The sequence below is a fragment of the Blautia sp. JLR.GB0024 genome (assembly GCF_037000545.1).
GTDB classification, from domain to species: domain Bacteria; phylum Bacillota; class Clostridia; order Lachnospirales; family Lachnospiraceae; genus Blautia; species Blautia celeris.
In genome coordinates this window covers 160001-170401 of record NZ_JBANBF010000011.1, presented here as the reverse complement: position 1 = coordinate 170401, position 10401 = coordinate 160001, and the positions used below count along the sequence as shown (strand labels likewise).

Genomic DNA, 10401 nt, shown 5'->3' with positions numbered 1-10401 from the left:
CTTTAAACTCTGTAAACATAATTGTTTATGGAGTTTTTTTGTATATGTATTTTTATATAGGTGAAGGACGTCAGTGACTGAAGCGGAGGGAGCGTATGAAATATAATAATAATGTGTTTAACCTTTCATTGCAGCAGATTCAGATCTTTCTAAAGTGCGTCCGCCTGAAAAATTACAGCCGTGTTGCCGCCGAATATAATTTTACTCCGAGCATGGTCAGCAAAACTATCAGTTCCATGGAATCCACACTGGGACTTCAGCTCTTTGTTCGGAAATACCATACGCTTATTCCGACACCTGCAGCCCGGGAACTTGCCGGTGACTGGACGCCGCTTCTGGAAATGATACTTCAAAGTCTGGAAAAGGCCCACACGATCCAGGAGGGATATGCCTCCAACATACGCATAGGGCTGCTGGATACAACGCAGACAGCAGCGTCCTATACAGTTTCCAGACTGGAGGAGAAGGCATCCAGAGAACTTTCGGAAAAAATCGTATGGGAACGCAGAGATATGCATGAGCTGACCGGTATGATCGAGGATAATTATTTCGATCTTATCATAACCTGGCTTCAGGAAAGTTCTTATTTTGACAACAAAAACATTCTATGGAAGGAGATTTTCCATTCGCAAAACGCGGTTTTTATTCATAAAAGTCATCCGCTGTTTTATGAGGAGGTTCATTCTTTTTCAGAATTTAAACAATATCCCTTTCTGACACTTTCACCTGCAGTTTATCCACATTACTATCATCTGCTGGAGAATGTCTGCAGGACACATGGGTTTACTCCCTTAATATCAGCCAGTGTCTCCAACACAAATTCTATACGCTATAATCTTTCACTGGGAAAAGGACAGCTTCTGGCGGACGGTCTCATCTGTGACTGGGAATCCTCAGATATCAGAAAGGTGGAGCTGGAAGGATTAGGTGATTCCGGCCTCATCGTGGCCTGGAATCCGGATAACAGGAATCCTCTCATCAGTGAGATCATCCGGCTTCTGACTACATAACTGCATATTCTATAACCCCTTAAAAATGATGAAAAAACGGCACAGTACTGTGCTTTTTCATCATTTTTCTTTTACTGCCCTAAAGTTTATAATGAATATTAACAAGTAACCGGGTTTAATAAAGGAGGTAGTATAGAAATGACACAGTCTAAAATGACATTTTTATTGGAAAGATTGCAAACATTGCAGAATCTTGCTAACTGGCCGAATGCCAATGTACCTGTCACAGCGCTGGTGACGGAATATATTCCTGAGCTATGCAAAGTTCCTTATGATTATCTGTTCCGCGATGACGCAAAGGCCATGGCGGAATGTACACTTCTTGTACAGGATTATTTGAAACTGGATATCCTCACCGCAAATATGGATGTTTACAATTTTGAGGCAGAGGCCATGGGGGCTAAGATAAAATTTTTCCCGGATCACTGTCCTGATTTTGACCGGTCGGATTACTTTATCAAGGATGCTGCTGACCTGGATAAAATCAGGTTTGGGGGACTGGACCAAGGCCGGTTTCCATATCTGATCGAATACTGCAAAGCGTATAAGCATTATACCGGTGTGGATACCTTCCCGATCTTCTCCGCGCCTTGGACACTGGCGGGCAATCTGTATGGCATTGAGAATCTTATCATGGCGACCATAGAAGATCCGGAATTTGTCCATGAATTTCTCCGCCGTATTGTAGACGATTATCATGTACCCATGTTCCGCGCATTGAATGAAGCCATTCCCGGATTTGCCGAGATGGATTTTGTGGATGCTTTTGCATCCGTACCTATGGTAAATGTTCAAATTGTAGAAAAGTTCATACGGCCCTATCTGCAGCGTGAGCTGGATAAACTTAATATGCCGGGGATGCGGCTGATGGATACTGCCTTTTTCGGAACTGCTATGCTGGAGGGGGATGAGCGGAAACGTTTTGAGGACTTCATCATCTGGTCCAATGGCCGTTTTCTGTGTATAGACCCGGATGCCGCTTCTCTGGGAGCTGATTATGCAAGAGCCGTGGCTACTGAGCGCATGACAGCACTGCAGATAGGTATTTCTGCCACATATCTGGAGTTTGAGCCCATTGACAATATAACAGCACTTGTCCGGGACTATGTGCTGCAGGCAAAAGCAGGTCCCACGCCTGCCATATTCTTTTTCAACAATATTTCACCGAATACTGCGGAAGAAAAAATCCAGGCGGCAGTTTGGGCAGCAAAGGTTTATGGCGCACCCGGGGCAGATGATAAGACACCATACCAGATGCCAGAGTTTCTTTCCTTTGAAGAATTTCTGAAATACAAGCTGAAAAACAACCCGGAAGAGTATACTTTTGAATGGCTGAAGAAATCTGCGTATTCTTATCTGCTGTAAAGAAAATAAAAAGGACCAGCTGGGGGGCTGGTCCTTTTTGGAGAAGGTATTTCTTCTTATGGGGTGTAGCAAAAACTATATAATGTATTGGGGGTAATTTATTTATACTATATTTCAACAGATAAGTGTCAACAAAATTTTAAAAAAATCGAGAAAGAAATTGTGGATTTTTGAAAACAGGGAAAATCCATTGTGGGATTAGAACGTAAAAAGAGGATTTTTGGCCGTTTCATTATGCAATGTGAAAGCTGCAGCATCATGTAGAGCATATGGGGCAATGCAGGCAAATGTCATCTGCTCACTTCAGATCGGAATGAAGCAGAGGAGCACCTGAGCGGAAGGCAGTGGGCGTGACACCGTACTTCTCTCGGAATAATTTGGTGAAGTAGCTGGGGCTTTGGAAACCGCATTGGTCTGCAATCTCTATGATACTGCAGCTGCTCTCTGTAAGAAGGCGGAGGGACATGGCAAGTCTGTACTGCTCAAAATACTGGGAGGGAGTCAGACCAAGCACTTTCTTAAAATCCCTCTGGCATTCACGTTTGCATATATTAGCCTGTTTTGCAAGTTGTTCCACGCTGATGGATTCCTGGTAATGGCTGTGGAAATAGTCCAGCATTCGTTTTACCCGTTCCATCAGAAAAGAGGACCTAGCTTCTGTCTGCTGCAGTTCCCCGCTGTTATGTCTGAGGAGAAGCGTAAATACATTTGTCAGTGCCTCTCTCACGGTAAACTCGTATAATTCAGGTTTTGTTCTGCATACCGTGACTGCCTCTTTTATGGAGAGAGCAGCCTCTCTCTGCCAGTCCAGGTCCTTTCGGAAAGCAAAACCTGCCATGGAGGGACAGCGCATGAGGGGCAGTATGTATTTTTCATAAAAAATGCTCCCCACATCCCCATAGATCAGGCGGGGATGGAATACAATGTCACTTTCCTCATAGGGAATGCCCGATTCCTCAAAAAATGCGTGAGGAATGCCTGTATTAATGAAAAGTGCCTCCCCTTTACGGAGAGGAAAACGCCTGTTACCCACTGCACACTGCAGGGTTCCTTTGCTTAAATATACCAGTTCAATCTCTTCATGCCAGTGCCAGGGCACATCCCCCTGATTAGGACCGCTGCAGTACCAGGCACAGGGGAATGCCAAATTCCCGTGATTCTGCAGCTCTCTGCCTTTTTCATCCACACGTACTGTATTGTTGATCATTTTTACACCTCTGAATTTTTTCAGTATGTCGCTTTTTTTATAGTATAATACGTTATCATTATGGAAGCAATCCGCATTTTGATTTACAATATGCGGAGATATAAAATGTAAGACATAGGAGGAGTAGATGCATTATGACGTCATTATTATTGATTATTATCTATCTGGCATTTATCAGTCTGGGCCTTCCTGACTCTCTGCTTGGGTCAGCCTGGCCCAGTATGTACCGGGAACTGGGGGCTTCTGTTTCCTGGGCAGGAGTGATCACAATGATTATTGCCGCGGGAACCATTGTCTCCAGTCTGGCCAGCGATTTTCTCACCCGCAGGCTTGGTGCCGGTAAAGTTACGGCGATCAGTGTGGGAATGACTGCGGCGGCACTGTTTGGTTTTTCCATCAGCAATTCCTTCTGGCTTCTGTGCATCTGGGCAGTACCGTACGGACTCGGAGCGGGAAGTGTGGATGCAGCGCTGAATAATTTTGTAGCCCTGCATTATCCCGCCAGGCATATGAGCTGGCTGCACTGTATGTGGGGGCTGGGCGCCAGCATAGGCCCTGTGGTCATGGGATGGGCTGTGGCAGGCGGATTCAAATGGAACGGCGGATATCAGACCATTGCTGTCCTGCAGGTAGCACTGACGGCGGTCCTGATCTTTTCCCTGCCTCTTTGGAAAAAGATGAAGAAAAGACAGATAAACGGCGAATCAGCAGATGCCGGAATAGACAAAGGTCAGCCGCCCCGCCATTATACTTTGCCGCAGCTTGTGAGGCTTAGAGGGGTGAAAGAGGTCCTGATCTGTTTCTTTTGCTATTGTGCACTGGAAAGTACGGCGGGTATGTGGGCAGCCAGTTACTGTACCTTATACCATGGAATTTCGCCTGAGCGGGCAGCACGCTGGGCAAGTCTATTCTATATGGGGATAACAGCGGGCCGGTTTGTCTGCGGTTTTATCACTATGAAGGTAAATGACCGCAATATGATACGTCTTGGACAGGCTGTAGCCGCGCTGGGGATTCTCTGCGTTCTCCTTCCCCTTGGAGGGAATGTCCTCTTTGTGGGGCTGATTCTGATCGGGTGCGGATGTGCGCCTATTTATCCGTCCGTTATACATGAGACGCCTGCCAACTTCGGAGCGGATTTAAGCCAGTCTGTCATTGGCGTGCAGATGGCTGCCGCCTATGTGGGAACCTGCCTGGTCCCGCCTTTGTTCGGGCTTGTTGCACAGTATGTGAATATCGGGCTGTACCCTGTTTTTATGGCAGTGATCTTAGTCTTAATGGTGATCATGTCTGAAAAGCTGCATATTGCAGTGGGACAAAGAGACGTCAAATTATGTACTTTGGAGGAGAATTGATCTCCTGCAGTTTACGTGCAGGGAACCATCAATGTTTTCCGGGAAATATTTGAGAAATGGAAAAAGACCAGCGGGGGAGCTGGTCTTTTTGGAGAAGGTATTTCTTCTTATGGGGTGTAGCAAAAACTATATAATGTATTGGGGGTAATTTATTTATACCTTATTTCAATGAAAAAGTGTCAACAAAAATCAAAAAAAATCCCGGCGTAAATTGTGGAATTTTGAAAATTGGAAAATTTTATTGTGGGAAAAGCCCAGAAAAAGGAATACATATAATAAGTAATTAGTCAGAATGGAAGATATCCGTATGCGTAACAGTTGAATATGGGACAGGAATCGGTTATACTCTTGATTACAGAAAAACCGATGGGAGTGATTAGATGGCATATAAACAGGAATTGTGGGACGAGGCCCAAAAAAGATGCCGGCTGAATGAAGAGGACATGAGAATGGCAAAGGAAATGGGGGAGGCTGAATGATAAAACCAATCGTAAAAGATACTTTCTTCCTCAGCCAAAAATCAGAGCCGGCGGTGAGAGAGGACGGCGCTATTGTGAAGGATTTGCTGGATACCCTCCAGGCAAACAGGGGGCGCTGTGTGGGGATGGCTGCAAATATGATAGGGATTAAGAAAAGGATCATAGCAGTCCAAATGGGAGAAGTCAATCTTCCCATGCTCAACCCTGTCATCGTAAAGAAATCAAAACCCTATGAAACAGAGGAGGGCTGCCTTTCCCTGGAAGGAGTGAGAAGGACGACCCGGTATGAGACAATCGAGGTGGAATACAGGGATGCGAATTTTAAGAGATGTAAACAGCGCTATACAGGCTGGACAGCCCAGATCATCCAGCATGAGATTGACCACTGCGATGGCATTTTGATATAGGAGGACAGGCGTATGGAACCGAGGCTTAAACCGGGGGATATCGTGAAGAATTTTAAAAGAGAGACAGTAAATCCTGACAGTGATACCTATCTGTATCAAATCATGGCATTTGCCACACACTCGGAGACCGATGAGACGCTTGTGATCTATCAGGCGCTCTACAGGCCGTTTGGCGTATGGGCACGTCCCTACGATATGTTCATGAGTGAGGTGGACAGGGAAAAGTACCCGGAGATCAAACAGAAATACAGATTTGAGAAGGTAGAGCAGCGGCTTTTGACTATTTAGGGAAAGAACAGAACGTCAGAGGAAAGGTGTACTGTTATGAAATATATTGCAGTCATAGAGGATGACATTCCCATAGGGGATATGCTGGAAGAAATATTGAAAAAAGAGGGTTATGGAGTCATGCGTGCCTATTCAGGCACAGAGGCACTCCTTCTCCTGGCTCAAAAACAGCCCGACCTGGTTCTGCTGGATCTGATGCTTCCCGGATTATCCGGGGAGGAAGTCCTGCCGAGGCTTGACGGGCTTCCTGTCATTGTGGTGAGTGCAAAAGCGGGAGTGGATGACAAGGTGAATCTGCTGCTTGACGGGGCTGCGGATTATATTACGAAGCCTTTTGAAACCAGGGAACTGCTGGCGCGGATCACAGTACAGCTTAGAAAACAGTCCGCTGTGGTGAAAGATGCGGTGCTTGAGTATGACGGCCTCTGCCTCGATACCGCCGCCCATCAGGTCACTGCGGACGGCATGTCCGTGCGTCTGACAAAGACGGAATTTGCCATATTGAAGCTGCTGATGCAGAATCCCTCCCAGGTTATTACAAAATCCCGGATGCTGGATCTGATCAGCCAGGATACGCCGGATTGTATGGAAAGCTCCCTGAAGGTCCATGTAAGCAATCTGCGGCGGAAACTCAGGGAGATAAAGGATAGGGATTACATTGAGGCTGTGTGGGGAATCGGTTTTAAAATGCGGGAAATGTAATCTTAACCGTTTCTTAACTGTTTGCTTAACTGCTCTCTTAACCATGCCGTGCTATCATGACTGTATCAAATAAAGGAGGCATTGTTATGGAGTATGTTCTGAGTACAGAAAACTTAACAAAACAATATAAAGATTTTAAAGCACTGGACCATCTGACCATGCATGTGGAAAAAGGAGCTATTTACGGCTTCGTCGGAAGAAACGGAGCGGGAAAGACCACTTTGATCCGGCTGATCTGCGGCCTGCAGAGCCCAACATCTGGGGAGTATTCCATTTACGGAAAAAAGTACACATCCGGGGATATCCTGCAGATGCGTCGCAGAATGGGAGCGGTGGTTGAAAATCCATCCATTTATCTCGATATGACGGCTGAAGAAAATATCCGGGAACAGTATGCGATCCTGGGCCGCCCTACTTATGAGGGAATCACAGAACTGCTGGAACTGGTGGGGCTTTCGGGCACAGGCAGGAAAAAGGCCAAGAATTTTTCCCTGGGGATGCGTCAGCGTCTGGGGATTGCCATTGCCCTTGCGGGTGATCCTGATTTTCTGGTGCTGGATGAACCGGTAAACGGGCTGGACCCCCAGGGAATCGTGGAGATGCGGGAGCTGATCCTGAAGCTGAACCGGGAATACAGGATCACGGTGCTGATTTCCAGCCATATTCTGGATGAACTGTCCAGGCTTGCCACCCATTATGGATTTATCGACCAGGGAAGGATCGTGAAGGAGATCACTGCAGGTGATCTGGAGTCTGCCTGTAGAAAATGCATGCACCTGACCGTATCAGATATGCGGTCCCTGATTCGTGTGATGGACGAAAAGAAGATAGAATACGCGGTGACATCTGATCAGGAGGCTGACGTATATGGAGACTGGAATGTCACAGAGCTTATACAGAGCCTGGCCGAACAGGGATGCATCGTATATAAGGTTACAGAAAAGGATGAGAGCCTGGAGAGCTACTATATCAATCTGATAGGGGGTGGCAGCCATGCGTAAGCTCCTTCATGCAAATTTTCTGCGCCTGAAAAAGGATAAATATTTCTGGACCGGGATAGTGGTCATGGCTCTGTATGCGATCGCTGACTGTGCAGGCCAGTACAACAATATGACGAGATATGAGATGACAGTCAGCTATGACGGTGTATTTTTTGCTTCGCATATGGTCATTGGGATGCTCATCGCAGCATTCTGCAGTCTGTATATCGGAACAGAATACAGTGATGGAACGATTCGTAATAAACTGATCGCGGGGTGTGACAGGAAAAGCATCTATCTGTCAAATTTTATAACATGTACGGCAGCAGGGGTCATGATGAACACAGTCTATATGCTGGTGGCAGGAATCCTGGGGATACCGTTGTTTGGATTTTTTGAGAGCAGTATGGGAGCTGTTCTTATGAATCTGCTGAACAGTGTGCTTATGACAGCAGCTTTTACAGCAGTCTTCACTATGCTCTCCATGCTGAACCAGAATAAGGCGCTGGTGGCAGTCATCAGTATGATCGGGGTTTTTGCGGCAATCATACTGGCGCTCTATATTGCCATGAAACTGGGAGAAAAGGAGTTTGTGGATGGTGCTGTCATGTCAAAGACGGTTGGGGATACCACTACGCAGACAATACAAAAAATCCCTAATCCCATGTATCTGAAGCCTGCCCAGAGAGCTGCGCATCAATTTGTGCTTGATTTGCTGCCTACAGGGCAGAGTCTGCAGATTGCGTCGCTGTCTGTAAGGAATCCATGGACTCTGGGAGCTTATTCCCTTATTATTACGGGTGTGGTAAATATTGTGGGCGTTTTTTGTTTTAAGAGAAAAGATTTGAAATAGAGGAAAAAGATATGGTCTGTCTGCTTGGTGTTCTCTGCGCAGTCCTTGCGCTGATTAATTTCATATTGTGGATAAAGATTGCCGGTTATCGGAAGGCAGCAGATGAAATCTGCGAAGAAATGGAGGCAAGGCTGGGCAGAGACACCAATGTAGGGATTGATATCAGCATTTCAGACCATAAAATGCGCCGGCTTGCGGCTGAGATTGACAGACAGATGAAACTTCTCAGAAAGGAACAGATCCGTTATCTGCAGGGCGATAAGGAGCTTAAGGAGGCAGTTACAAATATTTCCCATGACCTGCGCACACCGCTTACTGCGGTCTGCGGATATATGGAACTGCTGGAAAGGGAAGATACATCAGAAAAGGTGCAGACATATCTGGGGATCATACAGGAGAGAATCGACAGACTGAAACAGCTTACAGAAGAATTGTTCCGGTATTCTCTGGTAATGTCTGTTCATCAATATGAAGAAAAAGAGGTTGTGAGTCTGAACCAGGCGCTGGAGGAGTGTATCGCGGCTTATTACGGGGCGTTTAAGGATAAGGGAATCACACCGGATATCAGGATACCGGAGAGGAAGATAGAACGGCTGCTGAATAAAGCGGCTCTTTCCCGTGTCCTGGAAAATATAATCGGGAATGCACTGAAGTACAGTGACGGGGACCTGAGGATTATTCTGATGGAAGATGGAAAGGCAGTGTTCTGCAATCACGCGGCGGAAATGAATGAAGTATTGGCAGAGAAGCTATTTGACCGTTATTACACTGTGGAGAGCGGAAAAAATGCTACGGGGCTTGGCCTGTCCATTGCCAGACTGCTGACAGAGGAGATGGGAGGCCGTATGGGAGCGGCCTTTGAACATGGGGAGCTGAAGATTTGGGTTGCGTTCAGATCCCCTGTTTAATGCTCCAGAAGTTTATTTAAATCCTCAATGGACGCCCCCATTTTTACTGAAACTTCAACCATGCTCATTCCGGATGTGAGAAATCGGTTTATGACCATTTTCATATCCTCTCCCACTTCGATCATATGTCCGTCCGGATCATAAAATCGAACAACACGCTGTCCCCAGTCGTGTTCCATGACTTCACTTAAATATTCAATATGGGGATACTGCCTCAGCTTGTCTAAGAATCCGTCAAAGTCCTGCTCCTCAAAGCAAATCTCCATATTATTGGACTTTTTTCCTATGCTTTCTTTTGGCAGATTGACAAGCCAGTCAAAATCTTCCTGCAGTGCCAAACCGCAGGTAAACGAAATGTTCCTGCCGTAATCCTGATATAATTCCAAACCGAATAAATCTTCATAGAACCTTCTGGCTGCATGGATATCTGCCACTGAGATGACGATACAAGTGTGCTTCATGATAAGTTTTCCTTTCTTTTAGTTGTTATATAATCTGCTGTACTGTTTCGGGGTGATTCTGGCGTACTTTTTGAAAAAGTTAGTAAAATGGCTTTGACTGCTAAACCCCAGTTGATAAGTGATATCAGCCAGATCCTTTCCTTCTCTCAGCATTTTTTTCGCTTCTGTCATTCTGAGACATTCAATAAAGCGATAGGGGGATATGCCTTTTTCCCGGGTGAACATCCGCAGAAAATGATATTTGCTGAGCCCGGAAAGACGACTTAGATCCTGTAAGGTGATCGTATACATATAATTGCATTCCATATAATCGCAGACACGGGCAGTGATACAGGAGGCATCGGCATGTTCCTTTGGCAGCGGTTTGGAAAAATCAGAAACCAAGT

Annotated in this window: 12 protein-coding genes (1 of these 12 running past the window's edge); 9 read left to right on the top strand and 3 right to left on the bottom strand. The window is 45.9% G+C overall.

Annotated elements, in window-relative coordinates; all coding sequences use genetic code 11:
• Positions 1-95 precede the first annotated feature (95 nt).
• Positions 96-1010, top strand: coding sequence for a LysR family transcriptional regulator (locus tag V8Q34_RS20865; RefSeq protein ID WP_054353814.1), 915 nt, complete (start codon positions 96-98; stop codon positions 1008-1010).
• A 138-nt stretch (positions 1011-1148) separates the two neighbouring features.
• Positions 1149-2375 (top strand): uroporphyrinogen decarboxylase family protein, encoded by a 1227-nt coding sequence (locus tag V8Q34_RS20860; protein WP_148394057.1) that lies wholly within the window; start codon positions 1149-1151, stop codon positions 2373-2375.
• Positions 2376-2673: 298 nt separating this feature from the next.
• Here V8Q34_RS20860 and V8Q34_RS20855 read toward each other — a convergent pair whose 3' ends face one another.
• Positions 2674-3582, bottom strand: a complete 909-nt coding sequence (locus V8Q34_RS20855) for an AraC family transcriptional regulator (protein ID WP_335836244.1) — start codon at positions 3580-3582, stop codon at positions 2674-2676.
• Positions 3583-3716: 134 nt separating this feature from the next.
• On the opposite strand from V8Q34_RS20855, the gene V8Q34_RS20850 reads away from it, so the two are divergent.
• From V8Q34_RS20850 to V8Q34_RS20820, 7 genes are all read left to right on the top strand, one after another.
• Positions 3717-4937: an MFS transporter gene (locus tag V8Q34_RS20850; RefSeq protein ID WP_033143142.1), complete on the top strand. Its 1221-nt coding sequence runs from the start codon at positions 3717-3719 to the stop codon at positions 4935-4937.
• 475 nt (positions 4938-5412) lie between these two features.
• A complete protein-coding gene (locus V8Q34_RS20845; protein WP_335836243.1) occupies positions 5413-5823 on the top strand; it encodes a peptide deformylase in 411 nt (136 codons plus the stop codon).
• A gap of 12 nt (positions 5824-5835) precedes the next feature.
• Positions 5836-6111, top strand: coding sequence for a DUF1653 domain-containing protein (locus V8Q34_RS20840; protein ID WP_033143140.1), 276 nt, complete (start codon positions 5836-5838; stop codon positions 6109-6111).
• A 36-nt stretch (positions 6112-6147) separates the two neighbouring features.
• A complete protein-coding gene (locus V8Q34_RS20835) occupies positions 6148-6813 on the top strand; it encodes a response regulator transcription factor (RefSeq protein ID WP_335836242.1) in 666 nt (221 codons plus the stop codon).
• A gap of 86 nt (positions 6814-6899) precedes the next feature.
• Entirely contained in the window at positions 6900-7814 is a 915-nt protein-coding gene (locus V8Q34_RS20830) for an ATP-binding cassette domain-containing protein (RefSeq protein ID WP_054353818.1), read from the top strand.
• On the top strand, positions 7807-8646 hold the full coding sequence (locus V8Q34_RS20825) for an ABC transporter permease (RefSeq protein WP_033143137.1): 840 nt from the start codon (positions 7807-7809) through the stop codon (positions 8644-8646). The genes V8Q34_RS20830 and V8Q34_RS20825 overlap by 8 nt, the downstream gene beginning before the upstream one ends.
• A gap of 11 nt (positions 8647-8657) precedes the next feature.
• Positions 8658-9554 (top strand): histidine kinase dimerization/phospho-acceptor domain-containing protein, encoded by an 897-nt coding sequence (locus V8Q34_RS20820; RefSeq protein ID WP_033143136.1) that lies wholly within the window; start codon positions 8658-8660, stop codon positions 9552-9554.
• On the opposite strand, the gene V8Q34_RS20815 is transcribed toward V8Q34_RS20820, so the two are convergent.
• Together V8Q34_RS20815 and V8Q34_RS20810 are read right to left on the bottom strand one after the other, a co-directional pair.
• Positions 9551-10015, bottom strand: a complete 465-nt coding sequence (locus V8Q34_RS20815) for a VOC family protein (protein WP_148394053.1) — start codon at positions 10013-10015, stop codon at positions 9551-9553. The two genes, V8Q34_RS20820 and V8Q34_RS20815, sit on opposite strands and share 4 nt — an antisense overlap.
• An 18-nt stretch (positions 10016-10033) precedes the next feature.
• On the bottom strand, positions 10034-10401 hold the 3' end of the coding sequence (locus V8Q34_RS20810) for an AraC family transcriptional regulator (RefSeq protein WP_256130077.1). Its footprint extends 448 nt past the window's final position; 368 of the gene's 816 nt are visible here — the last part of the coding sequence; its start codon lies beyond the right edge, outside the window — the gene reads right to left on this strand; it ends in the stop codon at positions 10034-10036.